This window comes from Agarivorans gilvus (assembly GCF_001420915.1).
GTDB lineage: Bacteria > Pseudomonadota > Gammaproteobacteria > Enterobacterales > Celerinatantimonadaceae > Agarivorans > Agarivorans gilvus.
The window spans coordinates 2,043,705-2,065,027 of sequence record NZ_CP013021.1 but is presented as its reverse complement, the minus strand read 5'-3'; the positions used below and the strand labels follow the sequence as shown (position 1 = coordinate 2,065,027).

Here is a 21,323-nt window from a genome sequence, read left to right as displayed (position 1 = left end):
CCCAAATTTTGCGGACAGAGTGGGTCACTTATCAGCGAGCTGAGGAACCATATGGTTTACTCTTATACAGAGAAAAAACGCATTCGTAAGGACTTTGGAAAACGTCCTCAAGTAGTGGACACGCCTTATCTGCTTTCAATACAGCTTGATTCTTTTGAGAAATTCATAGAAATCGATCCTGAAGGCGAATATGGGCTGGAAGCTGCATTCCGCAGTGTATTCCCGATTGCCAGTTATTCAGGATATTCAGAGCTACAGTATGTTAGCTATCGTCTTGGCGAGCCGGTTTTTGACGTTAAAGAATGTCAAATTCGTGGAGTCACCTACTCTGCTCCCTTGCGCGTTAAACTGCGTTTAGTGTTGTTTGACCGAGAAGCCCCTGCCGGCACGGTTAAAGACATCAAAGAGCAAGAAGTATATATGGGTGAAATCCCATTAATGACAGGCAACGGTACGTTTGTTATTAACGGTACAGAGCGTGTTATTGTATCGCAATTACACCGTAGCCCGGGTGTGTTCTACGATCACGATCGTGGTAAAACGCACTCTTCAGGTAAAGTATTATATAACGCTCGCGTTATCCCTTACCGTGGCTCATGGTTAGATTTCGAATTCGATCCTAAAGACAACTTATTTGTTCGTATCGATCGCCGTCGTAAACTTCCTGCTTCTATTATTTTGCGTGCGTTAGAAATGTCTACGCAGGAAATATTAGAAACCTTCTTCGATACTACCTCTTTTGAATTGAAAGACGGTAAAGTGATGATGGAATTGATTCCATCTCGTCTACGTGGCGACACAGTATCCTTCGACGTGAAATTAGACGGCGAAGTACTGATCGAAACTGGTCGTCGTGTTACTGCACGTCATATTCGTCAGCTAGAGAAGTCCGGGGTTGAGCAAATTGAAGTCCCTGTTGAATACCTAGCAGATAAGGTATTGGCCGAAGACTACGTTGACGAAACCACTGGTGAAGTGATTGCAGAGGCGAACAGCGAGTTAAACTTAGAGCTAATTGCTAAGCTTTCTCAAGCTGGTCACTCGGTGATAAAAACAATTTACACCAATGATTTGGACCATGGTTCGTTCATTTCAGATACCTTGCGTGTTGATTCTTCAACTAACCGCTTAGAAGCTTTGGTTGAAATCTACCGCATGATGCGCCCTGGTGAGCCACCAACAAAAGATGCAGCCGAAGCCTTATTTGAGAACTTGTTCTTTAATAGTGACCGCTACGATTTGTCCACCGTTGGTCGTATGAAGTTTAACAGCCGTGTTGGCCGTGAAGACGGTCGCGTAGAAGGCGTGTTGGACAAAGAAGACATCATCAAGGTAATGCAAACCTTAATCGAAATTCGTAACGGTCGCGGTGAAGTTGATGATATCGACCACCTAGGTAACCGTCGAATTCGTAGCGTTGGTGAGATGGCTGAAAACCAATTCCGTGTTGGTTTGGTTCGTGTAGAACGCGCCGTTAAAGAACGTTTAAGCTTGGGTGACCTTGACGCTTTAATGCCACAAGATCTGATTAACGCTAAGCCTATTTCGGCTGCGGTTAAAGAGTTCTTCGGTTCTAGCCAATTGTCACAATTCATGGACCAAAACAACCCGCTTTCAGAAGTAACACACAAACGTCGTGTTTCTGCTTTAGGCCCAGGTGGTTTGACTCGTGAGCGTGCTGGTTTTGAGGTTCGTGACGTACACCCAACTCACTACGGTCGTCTATGTCCGATTGAAACGCCAGAAGGACCAAACATTGGTCTGATCAACTCTTTGGCGGTTTACTCGCGAACCAATGAGTTTGGTTTCTTGGAAACGCCTTACCGCAAAGTGATCAATGGCGAAATTACTGACGAAGTCGATTACTTGTCAGCGATTGACGAAGGCACTTATGTGATCGCTCAGGCCAACGCCGAAACCGATGCTGAAGGCAAGTTAGTTGAAACTGATTTAGTACCTTGTCGCCATAAAGGTGAAGCGACCTACATGCCTACTGAACAAATTCAGTACATGGATGTAAGTCCACAACAAGTTATCTCAGTTGCTGCTTCGTTGATTCCATTCCTAGAGCACGATGATGCGAACCGTGCATTGATGGGCTCGAACATGCAACGTCAAGCTGTTCCTACACTACGTGCTGACAAGCCTTTAGTGGGAACCGGTATTGAACGCGCTGTAGCGGTTGACTCCGGTGTAACCGTGGTTTCTAAGCGTGGTGGTACAGTAGATTATGCTGATGCGAGTCGCATCGTAGTTAAAGTCAATGATGACGAGATGCTTCCTGGTGAAGCGGGTATCGATATCTATAGCTTAACTAAGTACACCCGTTCTAACCAAAACACCTGTATTAACCAACGTCCCGTTGTGAAAGCTGGTGAGCGTGTAGCTAAAGGCGACGTATTGGCTGATGGTCCATCTACCGATTTAGGTGAGTTGGCGCTTGGTCAGAACATGCGTGTAGCCTTCATGCCTTGGAACGGTTACAACTTTGAGGACTCAATCGGTATTTCTGAGAACGTAGTAAAAGAAGATCGCTTTACTACCATTCATATTCAGGAACTTAGCTGTATCGCACGTGATACTAAGCTAGGCAGCGAAGAAATCTCTGCAGACATTCCAAACGTAGGCGAATCTGCACTAAGCAAGCTTGATGAGTCAGGTATTGTTTATGTGGGTGCGGAAGTTAAGCCTGGCGACATCCTTGTTGGTAAAGTTACGCCAAAAGGTGAAACGCAATTAACACCAGAAGAGAAGCTATTGCGAGCTATCTTCGGTGAAAAAGCGTCGGATGTTAAAGATACATCACTACGGGTACCTAATTCAGTATTTGGTACCGTAATCGACGTTCAAGTCTTTACTCGCGATGGCGTAGAAAAAGACAAGCGTGCTCAAGAAATTGAGTCTATGCAGCTTAAAGAAGCGAAGAAAGATTTAACCGAAGAATTCAAGATCCTTGAAGACGGTATCTTTGCTCGCGCCAAGTCGGTATTGATTGCCGCTGGCAAGTCTGAAGCTGATTTAGACCGTATGCAACCGGTTGATTGGTTAGAGTCTGCGTTAAGCGATGAAGAAGCCCAAACGCAACTTGAGCAAATTGCTGCCCAATATGACGAAATTAAAGCTGAGTTTGACAAGCAGTTTGACATTAAGCGTCGCAAGATCACCCAAGGTGATGACTTAGCGCCTGGTGTATTGAAAATTGTTAAAGTTTACTTGGCCGTTAAGCGTCGCATTCAGCCTGGTGACAAGATGGCGGGTCGTCACGGTAACAAAGGTGTAATTTCTACCATTGTTCCACGTGAAGATATGCCTTATGACGAAACAGGTCGTCCTGTTGACATCTGCTTGAACCCACTAGGTGTACCATCGCGGATGAACATCGGTCAGATCCTAGAAACTCACTTGGGCTTAGCAGCCAAAGGTGTGGGCGAGAAAATCGACGAAATGCTGAAAGTTCAGCGTGAAATCGAAATGGATAAACTGCGTGACTTCATCCAAAAAGTGTACAACGTAGGCGACGATAAGTTGAAGGTGGACGTAGCGAGTTTCACCGACGAAGAAGTCATGACCTTAGCGCAAAACTTGCGTAAAGGTGTGCCAATGGCAACACCTGCGTTTGATGGTGCTAAAGAAGCTGAAATTAAAGAGCTATTGCGTTTAGCCGACCTTCCTGAATCAGGTCAAATCGTGCTACGTGATGGTCGAACTGGTCAAGAATTTGAGCGTCCAGTAACCGTAGGTTACATGTACATGTTGAAACTTAACCACTTGGTTGATGACAAGATGCACGCTCGTTCTACCGGTTCTTACAGCTTGGTTACTCAGCAGCCTCTTGGTGGTAAAGCACAGTTTGGTGGTCAGCGCTTCGGTGAGATGGAAGTGTGGGCACTAGAAGCATACGGTGCAGCTTACACCTTGCAGGAAATGCTAACGGTTAAATCTGATGACGTTAACGGTCGTACTAAAATGTACAAAAATATCGTTGATGGTAACCATCAGATGGAGCCAGGCATGCCAGAGTCGTTCAACGTACTACTTAAAGAGATCCGCTCTTTGGGTATCAACATTGAGCTAGACGAGCTGTAAGCACAGGACTTCACCTGATTAAAAGCAAGGCGGGCGTTTCATTAGAGGCGCCCCAGGTTTAACTCCGACTTGGAGAGAAACGTGAAAGATTTACTTAAGTTTCTTAAGCAACAAAGCAAGACCGAAGAGTTTGAAGGCATTAAAATTGGCCTAGCTTCGCCAGACCAGATCCGTAGTTGGTCATTTGGTGAAGTGAAAAAACCAGAGACGATTAACTATCGTACCTTTAAGCCTGAGCGCGACGGTCTATTCTGTGCCCGTATTTTCGGCCCAGTAAAAGATTACGAATGTTTGTGTGGTAAATACAAACGTTTAAAACACCGTGGTGTAATTTGTGAGAAGTGTGGCGTAGAAGTTACCCAATCTAAAGTTCGTCGTGACCGTATGGGGCATATCGAGCTGGCTTCTCCTGTTGCGCATATTTGGTTCCTTAAATCACTACCATCGCGTATTGGTTTATTGCTAGATATGACTTTGCGTGACATCGAGCGAGTGCTTTATTTTGAATCATTTGTAGTTACCGAGCCTGGCATGACCAGCCTTGAGCGTGGCCAAATGCTGACTGAAGAAAGCTACCTTGACGCGCTTGAAGAGTTCGGTGATGAGTTTGAAGCTAAAATGGGTGCAGAAGCGGTACTCGCTTTGTTGCGTCATTTAGAGCTTGACCAAGAAATTGAAGTAATGCGTGAAGAGTTGGAGTCAACTAACTCTGAAACTAAGCGTAAGAAGACCACCAAGCGTCTTAAGCTTATGGAAGCATTCCGCGATTCAGGTAACAAACCTGAGTGGATGATTATGACCGTTCTACCGGTTCTTCCACCCGATTTACGTCCGCTAGTTCCACTAGACGGCGGCCGTTTTGCTACCTCGGATCTGAACGATTTATACCGTCGTGTGATTAACCGTAACAACCGTTTGAAGCGCCTATTAGATTTAGCTGCTCCTGACATCATCGTGCGTAACGAAAAGCGCATGTTGCAAGAAGCGGTAGACGCCTTATTAGATAACGGTCGTCGTGGTCGTGCGATTACTGGTTCGAACAAGCGCCCGCTTAAATCTTTGGCCGATATGATCAAAGGTAAGCAAGGTCGTTTCCGTCAGAACTTGCTAGGTAAGCGTGTTGATTACTCTGGTCGTTCGGTTATTACCGTTGGTCCTACACTGCGTCTACACCAGTGTGGTCTGCCTAAGAAAATGGCACTGGAGCTATTCAAGCCTTTCATCTACGGCAAACTAGAGCTTCGTGGTCTAGCGACAACGATTAAAGCTGCTAAGAAAATGGTAGAACGCGAAGGCGGCGAAGTATGGGATATTCTGGAAGAAGTTATCCGTGAACACCCAGTATTACTTAACCGTGCACCTACCTTGCACCGTTTGGGTATTCAAGCGTTTGAGCCAGTGCTAATTGAAGGTAAAGCCATTCAACTGCACCCGCTAGTCTGTGCGGCTTACAACGCCGACTTCGATGGTGACCAAATGGCGGTACACGTACCGTTGACCCTAGAAGCACAGCTAGAAGCGCGTTCGTTGATGATGTCAACCAACAACGTACTATCGCCAGCTAACGGTGAGCCAATCATTGTACCTTCGCAAGACGTTGTATTGGGTCTGTACTACATGACCCGTGAGCGCGTTAACGCTAAAGGTGAAGGCATGTACCTTTCTGGGCCTAAAGAGGCCGAGAAGCTATATCGTGCTCAACAAGCTAGCATTCACGCTCGAGTAAACGTACGTATTACCGAGGTGGCTGTAGCTGAAGATGGCTCTAAGATTGAAAAAACTGAAATCAAACAAACCACTATTGGTCGTGCCATTTTATGGTTAGTAGTACCAGACGGTTTACCGTTTGATTTAGTTAACCAAGCGATGGGCAAAAAGCAGATTTCTGGCTTACTAAACACCTGTTACCGTAAATTGGGACTTAAGCATTCAGTTATTTTTGCTGACCAATTAATGTACACCGGTTTCCATTACGCCACCTTGTCTGGTGCCTCTGTAGGTATCAACGACATGGTGATTCCAGATGCTAAGAAAGACATCGTTGATGAAGCCAGTGAAGAAGTAAGTGAAATTCAAGAGCAGTTCCTAGCCGGTCTGGTTACAGCGGGCGAGCGTTACAACAAAGTTATCGATATTTGGGCTTCGGCCAACGAAAAAGTATCGAAAGCGATGATGGACAACCTGTCTACTGAAGTTGTTATCAACAAAGACGGCGAAGAAGAGACTCAAGACTCGTTTAACAGTATCTTCATGATGGCTGACTCAGGGGCGCGTGGTAGTGCCGCTCAGATCCGTCAGTTAGCTGGTATGCGTGGCTTGATGGCGAAACCGGATGGTTCGATTATCGAAACGCCGATTGTAGCTAACTTCCGCGAAGGTCTAAACGTACTTCAGTACTTCATCTCGACTCACGGTGCTCGTAAAGGTTTGGCCGATACCGCACTGAAAACGGCGAACTCGGGTTACCTAACTCGTCGTTTAGTAGACGTGGCTCAAGATTTGGTGGTGACCGAACACGACTGTGGTACCGAAGAAGGTATCATCATGACTCCACACATTGAGGGTGGTGACGTGGTTGAGCCATTACGCGAACGCGTATTGGGCCGTGTATTGGTTGATGATGTGATCAAACCAGGTACTGAAAACGAAGTATTATTGAAGGCTAAGACCTTACTGGATGAAAAACTCTGTGATCTTCTAGAAGAAAACTCGGTTGATACCGTTAAGGTACGTTCGGTGATTAGCTGTGAAAATGACTTTGGTGTTTGTGCACTATGTTATGGTCGTGATTTGGCTCGTGGTCACTTGGTTGGCCGTGGTGAAGCAGTGGGTGTTGTTGCTGCTCAATCCATCGGTGAGCCAGGCACTCAGTTAACCATGCGTACTTTCCACATTGGTGGTGCCGCATCGAGAGCTGCAGCCGAAAACAGCATTCAGGTTAAGAACTCAGGTACTATTAAGTTACACAACTCTAAGGTTGTAACGAATAGCGACGGCAAGTTAGTAGTGACTTCTCGTTCAACTGAGTTAACCATTATCGACGAGATGGGTCAAACCAAAGAAAGCCACAAACTACAATACGGTAGTATTTTAGAAGTGGTTGACGGCGGCACTGTGACTTCTGGCGATACAGTTGCAAACTGGGATCCGCATACACACCCAATTATTACTGAAGTACCGGGTCGTATTAAGTTCGTTGATATGGTGGAAGGCGTTACCGTTAGCCGCCAAACAGATGAGCTAACTGGTCTTTCTAGCATCAACGTTCTAGATGCCAACGAACGTCCTGGTGCGGGTAAAGAAATGCGCCCAATGGTGAAATTGGTTGATGAGTCTGGTAACGACGTACTGATTGCAGGTACCGATATTCCTGCTCAATACTTCTTGTCAGCAAAAGCCATTGTTAACCTAGAAGATAACGCTGAAGTAGGCGTGGGTGATGCGATTGCACGTATTCCTCAAGAGTCTAGTGGTACTAAAGATATTACCGGTGGTCTACCAAGGGTTGCTGACTTGTTTGAAGCGCGTCAACCTAAAGAGCCTGCTATTTTGGCGGAAATTACCGGTACTATTAGTTACGGTAAAGAAACTAAAGGTAAGCGTCGTTTAGTTATCACTCCTACGGAAGGTGATGCTTACGAAGAAATGATTCCTAAGTGGCGTAACTTGAACGTGTTTGAAGGTGAGAAAGTTCAAAAAGGTGAAGTTATTGCCGATGGTCCAGAATCACCACATGACATTTTGCGTCTGCGTGGTATTAGCCCTGTAGCAAACTACATCGTAAACGAAGTACAAGACGTATATCGTTTACAAGGTGTGAAAATTAACGATAAGCACATTGAAACCATCGTGCGCCAGATGCTTCGTAAGTGTCTAATTCTCGATGCTGGCGACTCTAGCTTCTTGCTAGGCGAGCAAGCAGAAGTGGCACGGGTAAACATTGAAAATCGTCAATTGATTGCTGAGGGCAAGCGCCCAGCGGTATACCGCCGTGAGCTATTAGGTATCACCAAGGCCTCACTATCTACTGAATCGTTTATTTCAGCAGCGTCGTTCCAAGAAACAACGCGCGTACTTACTGAAGCGGCCGTAGGCGGCAAACAGGATGAGTTACGTGGTCTGAAAGAAAACGTAATTGTAGGTCGTTTGATTCCTGCTGGTACTGGTTACGCTTATCACGAGAAACGTCGTAACAAGGCTGAAGCGCCTGCACCTATCACTGCCGATGAGGCAGCTGACAACTTGGCCGCATTGCTTAATGCAACACCAGGTAACGGTGAAGCCGAGTAAGGGTTCAGCGTGAATAAGAAGGCAGCCTAGAGCTGCCTTTTTTTATCCATTTATTTTATCAGCAGCGTGTTTGGAACTTCGATTACAGCAAAGCATACCCGCGATTTACGGTCATTATTCGGAGCTAGTGTTCTAGACGAAAATATTTGACAAGATCTTCGCTTGATCACAGACTCGCTGTTTAAAATAATTATTAGAGAAGACTATGAGCAAACAAATTGTATCAACAGAAGCGGCTCCAGCTGCTATTGGCCCTTACTCACAAGCCACTAAAATCGACGAACTCGTATTTAGTTCGGGACAAATCCCTTTAGATCCTAAAACTATGGAAGTGGTCAGTGGCGGTATTGCTGAGCAAACCAAACAGGTGATGGAGAATCTTATGGCGGTATTAGAAGCTGCCGGTGCGGATGCCTCTACAGTTTTTAAGACCACTTGTTTTCTAAGCGATATGGCAAATTTTGCTGCTTTTAATGAAGTATACGCAGAGTACTTTGCGGAAAATCCGCCAGCTCGCTCTTGCGTTGAAGTAGCTCGCTTACCAAAAGATGTATTGGTCGAAGTTGAAGCCATTGCGCATATAAAATAAATATGAGTTTACGTTACAGCCTCATTGTAACTAGCCCGCTTTATGGTAAGCAAGGCAGTGCCACGGCATTAAATTTTGCCAAGGCGCTGATTGCTGAAGGGCATCGCTTACAAGCGGTGTTTTTTTACCTCGATGGGGTGAGTAATGCCTTGGCGACCAGTTTCCCGACCAGTGATGAAATTAATATTCATCAACAGTGGCTCGAGCTCAAACAACAGGCCAACTGTGACTTATTGGTTTGCAGTGCCGCCGCATATCGCCGTGGGATTCTTGATCATGAGCAAGCGCAACAACTCGGTCTTAGCGCCAACATGAGTAGTCAATTTACCGTCTCTGGCTTGGCCGAAATGGCTAGCGTAATGCTCAGTGCTGACAGGGTGGTGCATTTATGAGTCATTCACTAGTCTTTGTTCTTGGTAGTGCCCCCATGGCTCTAGTCGCGCTAGGGAAGGTTTAGATGCGGTCTTAGCAGCATCAGCTGTTTGTGAGGACATCGTCGTTTTTTTTGAAGGCGACGGAGTATGGCAGCTGCTAAAAGATCAGTCTCCGACAGAGATAATGCAGCGTAACGTATTACCCACTTATGGTCTTTTAGACCTTTATGAGGTTGAAGAGCTCTTTGTTGACCGCCAAGCGCTGCGCGATAGGCAACTTTCTATAGATCATCTTGCTATTAAAATCACCGAGATAGACGCGAAACAGTTCTATTTAAAACACGCAAATGCCCACGCAATAGTGAGGTTTTAGGGTGTTACATATTATTCGACAAGCCTACCCAAGTGATGCCTTTGAGCGCTGTTTAGAACAGCTAGATACTAAGGACCATGTGGTTCTTATTGAAGATGCAGTATATGCATTAACGCGACACGACCCGCGGTTACAGGCTTTACAAGAGCAACAGAGGCTCCATATTGTACAAGCCGATATTGAGGCGCGCGGTATGAGTATCGCCAGTGATATGCAAATTGACTATAGTGGTTTGGTGAAACTGACTGCTGTCTATTCTCCTATTGTCACTTGGTAGTTTCCTTTCTCTTAGCTGTTTTATTAATGCTGATGATCACCGCAAGCCTTGACTCTTTATCGACAAGCGCATAAAATTTCGCCTCCCCAAATTTGGGGTAGATTTTTTCACATGTTTAAATGTAATTTCAGGAGCTATTTCGAATGGCAACGATTAACCAGTTGGTTCGCAAGCCACGTGCAAGCAAGGTTGCTAAAAGCAACGTACCAGCACTAGCTGCGTGTCCACAACGTCGTGGTGTATGTACTCGCGTATATACCACCACACCAAAGAAACCAAACTCAGCACTACGTAAAGTAGCTCGTGTTCGTTTAACTAACGGATTCGAAGTGACTTCTTACATCGGTGGTGAAGGTCATAACCTACAAGAGCACAGCGTAATTCTTATTCGCGGTGGTCGTGTTAAAGATTTACCGGGTGTGCGTTATCACACCGTACGCGGCGCATTAGACTGTGCAGGCGTAAGTGATCGTCGTCAAGGACGTTCAAAATACGGCGCTAAACGTCCTAAATCATAACGGCTCTCCGTTAAGTAAGGCCAAACATTTAGTTATAGCGAAGTTTTTTTAAAATTCGTTTTGGGGAAACCTGAAGCATATCGGAGATATTAAAATGCCAAGACGTCGAGTGATCGGTCAACGCAAAATCTTGCCAGATCCTAAGTTCGGATCAGAACTTCTGGCTAAGTTCATCAACGTAGTAATGGTTGATGGTAAGAAATCAATTTCAGAAAAAATTGTTTATGGTGCACTAGATGCTGCTGCTGAGAAATCAGGCAAATCTCACCAAGAAATTTTTGAAGTTGCTCTTGAAAACGTGCGCCCAGCGGTAGAGGTTAAATCTCGCCGTGTAGGTGGTTCTACTTACCAAGTACCTGTTGAAGTACGTCCAGTTCGTCGTAATACCCTAGGTATGCGTTGGATGGTAGAAGCAGCACGTAAACGTGGTGAAAAATCTATGGCTTTACGTCTAGCGGGTGAAATCCTAGACGCGGCTGAAAACAAAGGCAGTGCGGTTAAGAAACGTGAAGACGTTCACCGTATGGCTGACGCAAACAAAGCGTTTGCACATTACCGCTGGTAATTGGTTGCGCAGCTGCTTAGGCAGCTGCGTTACTTTCTATGTGAGACTAAGGGTTCTCCCTTAGCAAGAGGATAACAATGGCTCGTACAACTCCAATTGAGCGCTACCGTAACATTGGTATCGTCGCTCATGTTGACGCTGGCAAAACAACAACAACAGAACGTGTCCTTTTCTATACTGGTCTATCGCATAAAATTGGTGAGGTGCATGACGGCGCCGCTACCATGGACTGGATGGAGCAAGAACAGGAACGCGGTATTACCATCACCTCTGCGGCTACAACCACCTTTTGGCGTGGTATGGATGCCCAGTTCGAAGAACACCGTATTAATATCATCGATACTCCCGGACACGTAGACTTCACCATTGAAGTAGAACGTTCGTTGCGCGTATTAGATGGTGCTGTTGTTGTATTTTGTGGTTCATCAGGTGTTGAACCTCAATCTGAGACAGTGTGGCGCCAGGCCGACAAATATTCTGTTCCACGATTGGTATTCGTGAACAAAATGGACCGAGCGGGTGCTGACTTTGAGCGAGTAATTGAGCAAATCCGTGACCGCTTAGGTGCTACTTGTGTACCTATTCAGTTGAACATTGGTGCTGAAGACGAATTTGTCGGTGTAATTGACCTGATCAAAATGAAGGCGATTAACTGGAACGAAGCCGATCAAGGCATCTCTTTTAGTTACGAAGAAATTCCTAGCCACTTGCTTGAGCATGCCCAAACTATGCACGAAGAGCTAGTTGAAGCGGCAGCTGAAGCTACCGAAGAGCTGATGGAAAAGTACCTAGAAGAAGGTGAGTTAACTGAAGCCGAAATCAAGTTTGGCTTACGTACTCGTACGCTAAACAATGAGATCGTGTTAGCGACCTGTGGTTCTGCATTTAAAAACAAAGGTGTGCAAGCGGTGCTTGATGCTGTTGTTGATTATTTGCCAGCGCCCACTCACGTTGCTGCAATTAAAGGTCACGATGAACGAGACAATGAAGTTGAGTGTCCGGCAGACGATGATGCGCCATTTGCAGCATTAGCGTTTAAAATTGCCACCGACCCCTTCGTTGGTACATTGACCTTTATGCGGGTTTATTCGGGTACGGTGGAAACCGGCACTGCGGTGTATAACTCGGTAAAACAAAAACGTGAACGTCTTGGTCGTATGGTGCAGATGCACTCTAACGATCGTAAAGAGATCAAAGAGGTTCGCGCCGGTGACATTGCCGCCGCAATCGGTCTTAAAGACGTGACCACGGGTGACACTTTATGTGATATGAACCATAAAGTCGTCCTTGAGCGCATGGACTTCCCCGAGCCAGTGATTCAAATCGCTGTTGAGCCTAGAACTAAAGCCGACCAAGAAAAAATGGGCGTGGCTTTGGGTAAATTGGCCGCTGAGGATCCGTCGTTCCGCGTAGAAACAAATGAAGAATCTGGACAAACCCTTATCTCTGGTATGGGTGAGTTACACTTAGATATCATCGTAGATCGCATGAAGCGCGAATTCAGTGTGGATTGTAATGTTGGTAAACCTCAAGTTGCTTATCGCGAAGCTATCCGTAAGCAGGTTGAAGTAGAAGGTAAATTCGTTCGCCAATCGGGTGGCCGTGGTCAATATGGTCATGTCTGGTTGCGTATGGAACCTTTAGAGCCAGGTGCTGGCTACGAATTTGTTAACGAAATTGTTGGTGGTGTAGTTCCAAAAGAATACATTCCAGCCGTTGACAAAGGTTGTCAAGAGCAGATGGGGCAGGGTGTACTGGCAGGTTACCCAATGCTAGACGTTAAAGTTACCTTATTTGATGGATCTTTCCATGATGTTGACTCTAACGAAATGGCGTTTAAAATTGCCGGTGCAATGGGCTTTAAGAAAGGCGCATTAGAAGCTGATCCAGTGCTGCTTGAGCCGATGATGAAGGTCGAAGTTACTACTCCCGAAGATTGGATGGGAGATGTAGTGGGTGATTTGAATCGTCGTCGTGGCATAATTGAAGGCATGGACGATGGGGCTGCGGGCTTAAAGATTATTAAGTCTAAAGTGCCGCTGTCCGAGATGTTCGGCTATGCTACAGATCTACGTTCGGCAACTCAGGGGCGTGCCTCTTACTCTATGGAATTCTTAGAGTATAATGAAGCGCCGAAAAATGTTGCTGAAGCGATTGTTGAAGCAAAATAAACTAATTCAACTATGATTGATCTGTCTCGTTAGGGACAGATTGGAATGGAAAAGAAGGTACATATCGTGTCTAAAGAAAAATTTGAACGTTCAAAACCGCACGTAAACGTTGGTACAATTGGCCACGTTGACCACGGTAAAACAACTTTAACAGCGGCTATTACTAACGTATTAGCAAAAACTTACGGCGGTGAAGCTAAAGATTTCGCAGCAATCGATAACGCTCCAGAAGAGCGCGAGCGCGGTATTACGATTTCTACTTCACACGTAGAATACGACACACCTACTCGCCACTACGCGCACGTAGACTGTCCTGGACACGCCGACTATGTTAAAAACATGATTACCGGTGCAGCTCAAATGGACGGCGCTATTCTAGTAGTAGCTTCTACCGATGGTCCAATGCCACAAACACGTGAGCACATCCTACTTTCTCGTCAGGTTGGTGTACCTTACATCATCGTATTCATGAACAAATGTGACATGGTAGACGACGAAGAATTGCTAGAATTGGTAGAAATGGAAGTTCGTGAACTTCTATCAGAATACGAATTCCCTGGTGATGACATTCCAGTAATCCAAGGTTCAGCACTTAAAGCCCTAGAAGGTGAAGCTGAGTGGGAAGCGAAAATCATTGAACTAGCAGAAGCGCTAGATTCATACATTCCAGAGCCAGAGCGTGACATCGACAAGCCTTTCCTACTACCAATTGAAGACGTATTCTCAATTTCAGGTCGTGGTACAGTAGTAACAGGTCGTGTAGAGCGTGGTATCGTTAAAGTATCTGACGAAATTGAAATCGTAGGTATTAAAGAAACTACTAAGACAACTTGTACTGGTGTAGAAATGTTCCGTAAACTGCTTGACGAAGGTCGTGCAGGTGAGAACTGTGGTATTTTGCTACGTGGTACTAAGCGTGACGAAGTACAACGTGGTCAAGTATTGGCAGTACCTGGTTCAATTACTCCACACACCAAGTTCGAAGCAGAAGTATACGTACTAAGCAAAGACGAAGGTGGCCGTCACACGCCATTCTTCAAAGGCTACCGTCCACAGTTCTACTTCCGTACAACTGACGTAACTGGTTCAGTAGAGCTACCAGAAGGCGTAGAAATGGTAATGCCAGGCGACAACTTGAAATTTGTTGTAGAGCTAATCTGCCCAATCGCGATGGACGAAGGTTTACGCTTCGCAATCCGTGAAGGTGGCCGTACAGTAGGTGCGGGTGTTGTAGCGAAAATCTTCGAATAAGATTAAGCTTCAGCTAGAAAGAAAGGTCGCCTAGGCGGCCTTTTTTTGTGCCCCCAAATCACCAACCTTCGCTGTTGGGCTGTATTGCCAAAGAGTTTTGCTGGTAAGCCCATTGAATGATACCTTTGTATTTTTGACTCTAGGCTTAAAAGAAAACGGCTATCTGGTAGGCCTTACCAATCATTTAGCACTGAAAACTCACCCTCGAAATAACGAATGGGTTTTTGCAAACAATACTTCTATAAATCTTTATCGCTTACTCTGTTTGTTTAGCTTAAGCGCTAAACTATTTAGAAAGGGTGTAGCCGATTTAGTCGTCGTAGTTATTCTATTATGTAGTGGCACAGTGAATTTTCTGCCGAGTTTAAGAATTTACAAATAGCTAGTTTTGCTGCGATAAGTACTGACGAGCAATAAAAAAGCCAGTCCTCATTAGACTGGCTTTGTATTCTAAGAGAGAGGAAGGAGGTTTAGCCTGCGTCAATAATGGTGATTGACCGAGCTGTTTCTACGCCGCCAGGGCTGGTAACAACAACAGTCATCAAACCTTCAGAGCGGTTATTGGGTGTTGTCTCCCGAATCACGCTAAGCCCCATTAAATCACATAGCCTAATACCGTCAGAAACGGTAAAGCTGGTTTGCCCTGATAATTCCCCATTATTGGTGCTAATTGCTACTTCGGTGCCTGCAGGCATTTGATTGCCGTTTAGATCTTGAATTGTAATCACTAATCCTTGAGAGGACAGTACATTTAAGTCAACACTACTGATTGGCACACTGTTAGTTGCATCTGAAATTAAGATATTGGCTTCAGAAGTTGCCATTACTAAAACTACCGAATCTCGCACTTCAACAAGATCCCGTGTACAAGTGCCAGCCGAATTCGCAGCAATGGTACAGGACAGGCCGTTAAATAGCTCTGTAACCGAGCCAGCTGGAATGCTCGAATCCTTAACGCCTGACAAAGCATCGAACTCACTATTTTCGTTGTAGTCACGGAAGCGCTCTTCAACGTTGACACTATCATGGTTAAAAATGCCGTTGGTGTCGTAGCTGCCATTTTCGTTGCTATCAACGTAAGCTTCGCCAAGTGCGGTATAGGTCTCACCTGTATCAAAGGTACGGTTACCGTTTACATCTGAATAGTATTCTTGGCCTGAGGTCACCGCTAATACGCTAGCTCGACCCACACCGTATAAGTTATTACCTTGAGTATTAGTTACATCACCTGGGATGTGTCCAGGAGCATTACAGCGACCTGCTGGAAGGTCGTAAAGATGGCCTTTGGGGCGAGGGTTTTGGCTTACCCAAGTGACTGTACAAGCACTATTGCTGTCTTGACCGGAGGTTTTGCAGTTACCTGATACTTGTCCGCCATCGGCTTCAAATACGATGGTGGTGTCGTTGGGTACAGGGTTATTGTTTTCGTCACTGACTCGTAAGGTGATGTCACTGTTTACGCCATCTACTCCCCAGGCCTCTAACGCCAAAGTACTGGCCGATAAGGACATACTTTGTTGAGATGGGACGCCAGTATGAATAGCTAGGGCATTAGAGGTAGCGGAAATGATGTCACCGGTATCTGGGTCGCTAAAGCTGGCGCTAACCACTACCGCACCCGACATGCTGCCGCTAGTCACTCGAGTCAACACTTCACCGGCTGCGTTAGATTGAGCTGTTAAGGGGCTAATGGTTACGCCGTGCAGGCTTGAATCAAGCGCAAAATCGACTTCTTGCCCTGCCTTAGGGTTGCCAGTTGAGTCGGTAACGATAAAGCGTAACTCAGAAATGGTCTCACCCACAGACTCTTTTAAGTAAATAGTTTGTGGTGATGCTGAGGCAAAAGTGATACCGCTAGCTTCAGCTACTGCTATATCGATGGTGTAGTTTTGTGGGTCGATAACGCTGATGCTGGGGTTACCGTAATGGTATCACTGCCGCTACATCCAGTCGCTTGATAAATAGCCGTTGCTACACCATTTACTGTAGTTACGCTATCAGAAATATCGGCAAGGTCTTGAGTTGAACAGCTAGAGCTAAAAGCAATCGCAATCGGTGTTGTGTATAGGTTGCCATCGCCATCGGTGATAGTGGCGCTAAAGCTGGCGGTAGCATCAGAACCTAAAGTTTCTCCATTCGCTAAACTAGAGCTAAGCTCCATATTCAAGTTGGCTTGGCCGACTTGGTAGTTAGCTGTGGCGTTCACACCAAGGTCATCGTTGCTGGCTGTGATTGAATCCGCGCCGGTTGTTTCTAACTGAGCAAACAACGTGGCAATCGCTAAGCCCTGCTGATTGGTTAAGATAGTTTCCGCGCTAAGGTCTGCATTACTTGTAGCTAAGCTTACCAGTTCGTTAGCAGCGGGGGTCCCTCCGGTATAGCTCAGGCGCGCTACAGCAGTAAGAGGAGATTCAATAGAAAGGCTGTTAGCAGTGCTACATCCCGCAGGTATTTGGTCTCGAGCCACTCCATTACAGTCATATAATGCGAGTTGCAGAGTATTTTGCCCACCATTTCCTGAATTGATTTGAACTTGGTAGTTTTCACTAGCGCTGACGGTGGTACTGTCATCGCCGCTATTGGTATAGCTGTACGTTGCAGTAACCGCATCGGCGTTGGTGGCACCACTGCGTGCCCTCATGGTGGTTTGGCCGACGCCATTGGCACCAATCAAAATGGTTTCGGCGTCTAACTCGGCACTAGTGGTGCTCAGGTTAACGAGTTCGTTAACAATGCTGGTCGAGTTTGAAAGAGTAACAACAACATAGGTGTCACTATCGCTAGGGACGGTGTTTGTTTGCTCACAGCCCACAGGAATAACTGCAGTATCAATGTCGTCAGGACAGCTATACAGGCCTATACCAATAGCTGCTGTTGGAGTGGCACCATTATCACCGCCGCTATCGCCGCTATCACCACCATTTCCACCACCGCTAAGGTCGACACTTCCGTCTCCTCCGCAGGCAAATAACATCGTACTTAATGCAATTAATAAGCTGTGTTTTAACCACGCCATCGTTTACTCCTTGTTAACCGCTACAACCGTGTATGCGCATTCCATGATATCCTTGCTTATATAACATAGTTAGTCGGTGATGGGCATTACTGATTGTTTTATTGAGAGCTAAATAGCAAACTTCGTAGCATATTGCATGATCTTGGCTAGGGTTGTTGTAGCACTTACAAAGGCTTAACTTTAGAATTGCAAGGTTAACTAGGAGAAACGATGAACCTACGCGATTTAGAATATTTAGTGGCTTTACAGGAACAAAAGCATTTTCGTAAAGCTGCGGAGAAGTGTTTTGTTAGTCAGCCCACCTTAAGTGGCCAAATAGCCAAGTTAGAAGAAGAGCTTGGTTTATTGTTGATTGAGCGAACATCTCGAAAAGTTATTTTTACTCATGCTGGCGACGAGCTGGCTGGCAAAGCTAGAAGCATTTTGTTAGAGGTGAAAGGTCTTAAAGACATGGCTAAAAGCTTTCAAGCACCAATGGCAGGCCCTTTGCATTTAGGACTTATTCCAACCGTTGCTCCTTATTTACTACCTAAAATCGTACCGCATATTCGCACTGAGTTCAGTGATATGGAACTGTTCTTATATGAAGAGCAAACTCACGTGTTACTGCAGCGTTTAGAAGAGGGTGAGTTAGATTGCCTAGTACTGGCGTATTTACCTGAAATGGAGCGATTTGGTGCCATTGACTTGTTTGATGAACCGCTATTGTTAGCCATGCCTAGCTCTCATCATTGGCACGATAAGCAAAAGCTTGAGTTGTCCGATCTTAGTGGTGAGCAAGTGTTGATGTTAGAAGATGGCCATTGTTTACGCGACCAAGCCATGGGTTATTGTTTTACCGCTGGGGCAAAAGAAGATACCAGCTTTAAGGCAACCAGCTTAGAGACGCTACGTCATATGGTAGCGGCGGGCATGGGGATTACATTATTACCCCAGTTGGCTATTCCTGAAGCAGATGAGCACAGTGGCATTTGTTATCGGCGTTTTAGCGAGCCACAACCGAGTCGCCGAATCAGCTTGCTCTATCGCAATAACTCGGTTCGACGACCCTGTTTTAATCAATTGGCAAAAGTGATTAGCCAATATGTGGTGCTAAATTAGAAGAGTTCTTCGCTATCAAAGACCGAGCCGGAAGAGGGCTTAACGTACTCCGTCGGCTCACTTCCTTTAACAAAATATTCAAAACGAGATGTGTGGTCACTGGCATTGGTGAGAAGGCCTGTCGCTCTGTCTATTCGAACGGTAGAGATGTTTTTAGGCACAGACCACGTTTGCTCAGGAACACCGTCTAGACCGACTTTCATAAAGTCTATCCAAGCCGGTTGTGCGGTCCTTGCACCAAATTCTTTACCCGCGATTTGTTCTTTGCCAAGGTTGGGGTTGTACGCTGCTTCTCCAAGTTCTCTATCGAAGCTATCAAAGCCTATCCATGAGGTCACTACTAAGTCGGGACCAAAACCAGAAAACCAAGCGTCTTTGGCATCATTAGTTGTACCAGTTTTCCCTGCAATATCATGTCGTTTAAGCTCTCGGGCAGCGCGCCAGCCAGTGCCGTTCCAACCGGTTTTATGAGCCCAGCTTCCACCCCCCCATATCGCACTGTTCATCGCCTGAGAAACTAAAAAGGCATTCTCTGCGCTAATAATCCGAGGGGCGAGATCTTCTTCATTGGCAAAGGAAATGGCGCACTGTTTTAAAGCGTCGCCTGTTTGAGAGGTAAGCTCATCTAATTCTGGACTTGCCGCGATTGTTTCAAAGCAACTGTCACAAGCCACTTTGGGGAGCTGCTGGAATAGAATATTTCCTTCGCCGTCTTCAATTCTGTCGATGAAGTAAGGACTCACTAAGTAGCCTCCATTGGCGAAAGAGCCGTAGGCACTAGCCACTTGCATCGGTGTCAGTGAAGCAGAGCCTAAAGATAGCGATTCGTTTCTAGGAAGCTCGTTAGCCGGGAAGCCAAATTTAGCGAGATGTTGAATCATAGTATCTATACCTAGGTCTCGCATTAGGCGAACCGACACTACGTTCTTAGATTTAGCTAAGGCTACTCTCAAGCGAATTGGTCCATCATAGACAGGAGGTGAGTTTTTGGGACGCCATGCAACCCCCATCGCTTTATCCCAACGGTTGATTGGAGCATCATTTTCTAAGCTGGCTAGTGTCATTCCGTGCTCAAAAGCCGCCGAATAAAGGAAGGGTTTGATGTTCGAACCCACTTGGCGACTGGCCTGCGTTACACGGTTGAACTTACTTTGATTAAAGCTGAAACCACCAACGAGGGCTTCAATGGCGCCATCGAGAGGAGAGATAGCCACCAAAGCCGCGCCAGCGTCGGGAAGTTGCGAAAGGGCATATTGGTTTTCCTCGGGAGCGGGTTCTTCAGTCGCGTCATTTTCACTGGGCTGCTCATCAACCACAGTGCTTAGATTTTCCACCCAAATGATATCGCCAGAACTAAGGATTTCATGGGCTGATTTGGGAGCTGGGCCTTGGCGGGTATCGGTAATAAAACGGCGTGCCCATTTCATATTATCCCATACGATGGTGCCGTGGTGCCCCCTTTAACTAATACTTGGGCTTGTTGCTCTTCCACAGAGAGTACAGCCGCTGCGCGCAAGGAACCATAGTTTGGCATTTCATCTAGTTGCTCGATAATCTCTGATTCACTTAGTGGGCTTTGCTCAGCTTGCCAAAGTTGTTTAATTGCACCGCGAAAGCCATGGCGTTGATCGTAGCTCTTAAGGTTGTCACGAAGTGCCTTGGTGGCGGCATTCTGGCGCTTGGCGCTGATGGTGGTGTATACATCCATACCAGAGGTATAGGCTTCTTCACCAAATTGTTCGAGGATCTGTTGGCGAACCATTTCGGCTAAGTATGGGGCGGCAAGGGTGATCTCTGCGCCATGGTAACTGGCACTAATGGGAGCTTGGTTTGCTTCATCAAAAGCGGTTTGATCGATATAGCCTGTCTCAAGCATACGGCCGAGTACCACGCGGCGTCGGTCTCTCGCTCGTTCGGGCGAGCGGATCGGGTTGAGTGCCGAAGGCGCTTTAGGTAAGCCTGCAATTACCGCTATTTGAGCTAGCGTAAGCTGGTCTACGGTTTTGCCGTAATAGACTTGGGCGGCGGCACCCACACCAAAAGAACGGTAACCCAGTGGAATTTTATTGAGATAGAGGGCAAGTATTTCGTCTTTGGATAGTTCTTGCTCAATCTTTATCGCTAGGAAGATTTCTTTAATTTTCCTAATGTAGGTTTTTTCTCTGGTCAAAAAGAAGTTACGAGCAACCTGCTGAGTAATGGTGCTGGCCCCTTGGCTTTTTTCTCCAGTAATGATCAGGTTAATTGCAGCGCGGGTAATACCAATTGGGTCGATACCCGGATGAGAATAGAAACGTGCATCCTCGGTAGCCAAGAATGCGTGTAACATCTGTTCGGGAATATCCTCGATGTCTAAAGGGATACGGCGCTTTTCGCCGAATTGAGAAATTAGCTCGCCGTCGGCACTAAACACCCGCATTGGTGTTTGCAATTGAACATCACGTAGACTGCTTACATCGGGTAACTGAGGCGCAAAATAAAAATACAAGCCAGCAATCGCTGCGACCCCGAGGCTTCCGCCTAAGAAAATTAAAAATAACAGTCTTTTAAGCCATTTCATTACAATTTTTGCACTCTGCATCTAAAGAATCGCCGATTATATCGTCAAATTGTGACCTGTTTCGACAACTTTCTGAATAACTATTAGCGCCCTAGTCAATAACCCGTTATTCTGGATTGATAGGTAACTGTTTAATTTAAAAAGATAGTTGG

The 21,323-nt window shown here is 46.0% G+C and carries 12 protein-coding genes and 2 pseudogenes; 11 read left to right on the top strand and 3 right to left on the bottom strand.

Going from position 1 to position 21,323, the window contains the following annotated elements; all coding sequences use genetic code 11:
* The first annotated feature begins 51 nt into the window (after nt 1-51).
* The 10 genes and pseudogenes from rpoB (at nt 52) to tuf (ending at nt 14,494) form a co-directional block, all read left to right on the top strand.
* On the top strand, nt 52-4,086 hold the full coding sequence (gene rpoB / locus AR383_RS09715) for a DNA-directed RNA polymerase subunit beta (RefSeq protein WP_055732953.1): 4,035 nt from the start codon (nt 52-54) through the stop codon (nt 4,084-4,086).
* A gap of 81 nt (nt 4,087-4,167) precedes the next feature.
* The gene (gene rpoC, locus AR383_RS09710; protein WP_055732952.1) at nt 4,168-8,376 is read left to right on the top strand and encodes a DNA-directed RNA polymerase subunit beta'; all 4,209 of its coding nucleotides are present in this window, start codon (nt 4,168-4,170) and stop codon (nt 8,374-8,376) included.
* Nucleotides 8,377-8,581: 205 nt separating this feature from the next.
* On the top strand, nt 8,582-8,965 hold the full coding sequence (locus tag AR383_RS09705) for a RidA family protein (protein ID WP_055732951.1): 384 nt from the start codon (nt 8,582-8,584) through the stop codon (nt 8,963-8,965).
* Nucleotides 8,966-8,967: 2 nt separating this feature from the next.
* Nucleotides 8,968-9,357, top strand: coding sequence for a sulfurtransferase complex subunit TusD (gene tusD, locus AR383_RS09700; protein ID WP_055732950.1), 390 nt, complete (start codon nt 8,968-8,970; stop codon nt 9,355-9,357).
* Between the two features lie 91 nt (nt 9,358-9,448).
* A pseudogene (locus tag AR383_RS22650) lies at nt 9,449-9,712 on the top strand (DsrE family protein); the annotation flags it as partial.
* Nucleotide 9,713: 1 nt separating this feature from the next.
* Nucleotides 9,714-9,989: a sulfurtransferase complex subunit TusB gene (gene tusB, locus AR383_RS09690; protein WP_055732949.1), complete on the top strand. Its 276-nt coding sequence runs from the start codon at nt 9,714-9,716 to the stop codon at nt 9,987-9,989.
* A gap of 143 nt (nt 9,990-10,132) precedes the next feature.
* Nucleotides 10,133-10,507 (top strand): 30S ribosomal protein S12, encoded by a 375-nt coding sequence (rpsL, locus tag AR383_RS09685; RefSeq protein ID WP_016404065.1) that lies wholly within the window; start codon nt 10,133-10,135, stop codon nt 10,505-10,507.
* Nucleotides 10,508-10,601: 94 nt separating this feature from the next.
* Entirely contained in the window at nt 10,602-11,072 is a 471-nt protein-coding gene (gene rpsG, locus AR383_RS09680) for a 30S ribosomal protein S7 (RefSeq protein ID WP_055732948.1), read from the top strand.
* A 77-nt stretch (nt 11,073-11,149) separates the two neighbouring features.
* Nucleotides 11,150-13,243 (top strand): elongation factor G, encoded by a 2,094-nt coding sequence (gene fusA / locus AR383_RS09675; protein ID WP_055732947.1) that lies wholly within the window; start codon nt 11,150-11,152, stop codon nt 13,241-13,243.
* Between the two features lie 66 nt (nt 13,244-13,309).
* Nucleotides 13,310-14,494, top strand: a complete 1,185-nt coding sequence (gene tuf, locus AR383_RS09670; RefSeq protein ID WP_055732946.1) for an elongation factor Tu — start codon at nt 13,310-13,312, stop codon at nt 14,492-14,494.
* Between the two features lie 470 nt (nt 14,495-14,964).
* On the opposite strand, the gene AR383_RS09660 is transcribed toward tuf, so the two are convergent.
* Together AR383_RS09660 and AR383_RS09655 are read right to left on the bottom strand one after the other, a co-directional pair.
* A complete protein-coding gene (locus tag AR383_RS09660) occupies nt 14,965-16,296 on the bottom strand; it encodes an Ig-like domain-containing protein (protein ID WP_055732944.1) in 1,332 nt (443 codons plus the stop codon).
* 68 nt (nt 16,297-16,364) lie between these two features.
* A complete protein-coding gene (locus AR383_RS09655; RefSeq protein WP_055732943.1) occupies nt 16,365-17,510 on the bottom strand; it encodes a hypothetical protein in 1,146 nt (381 codons plus the stop codon).
* Between the two features lie 210 nt (nt 17,511-17,720).
* On the opposite strand from AR383_RS09655, the gene oxyR reads away from it, so the two are divergent.
* Nucleotides 17,721-18,611, top strand: a complete 891-nt coding sequence (gene oxyR / locus AR383_RS09650; RefSeq protein WP_055732942.1) for a DNA-binding transcriptional regulator OxyR — start codon at nt 17,721-17,723, stop codon at nt 18,609-18,611.
* Here oxyR and AR383_RS09645 read toward each other — a convergent pair.
* A pseudogene (locus tag AR383_RS09645) lies at nt 18,608-21,171 on the bottom strand (penicillin-binding protein 1A). The gene oxyR and the pseudogene AR383_RS09645 sit on opposite strands and share 4 nt — an antisense overlap.
* Nucleotides 21,172-21,323: the final 152 nt, after the last annotated feature.

What these genes read in the sequence shown, in the direction of transcription:
- AR383_RS09705 (WP_055732951.1), top strand. Translation starts at nt 8,582, where the DNA reads ATGAGCAAACAAATTGTATCAACAGAAGCGGCTCCAGCTGCTATTGGC.
- rpsL (WP_016404065.1), top strand. Translation starts at nt 10,133, where the DNA reads ATGGCAACGATTAACCAGTTGGTTCGCAAGCCACGTGCAAGCAAGGTT.
- tusD (WP_055732950.1), top strand. Translation starts at nt 8,968, where the DNA reads ATGAGTTTACGTTACAGCCTCATTGTAACTAGCCCGCTTTATGGTAAG.
- rpsG (WP_055732948.1), top strand. Translation starts at nt 10,602, where the DNA reads ATGCCAAGACGTCGAGTGATCGGTCAACGCAAAATCTTGCCAGATCCT.
- rpoB (WP_055732953.1), top strand. Translation starts at nt 52, where the DNA reads ATGGTTTACTCTTATACAGAGAAAAAACGCATTCGTAAGGACTTTGGA.
- oxyR (WP_055732942.1), top strand. Translation starts at nt 17,721, where the DNA reads ATGAACCTACGCGATTTAGAATATTTAGTGGCTTTACAGGAACAAAAG.
- fusA (WP_055732947.1), top strand. Translation starts at nt 11,150, where the DNA reads ATGGCTCGTACAACTCCAATTGAGCGCTACCGTAACATTGGTATCGTC.
- AR383_RS09655 (WP_055732943.1), bottom strand. Translation starts at nt 17,510, where the DNA reads ATGGCGTGGTTAAAACACAGCTTATTAATTGCATTAAGTACGATGTTA.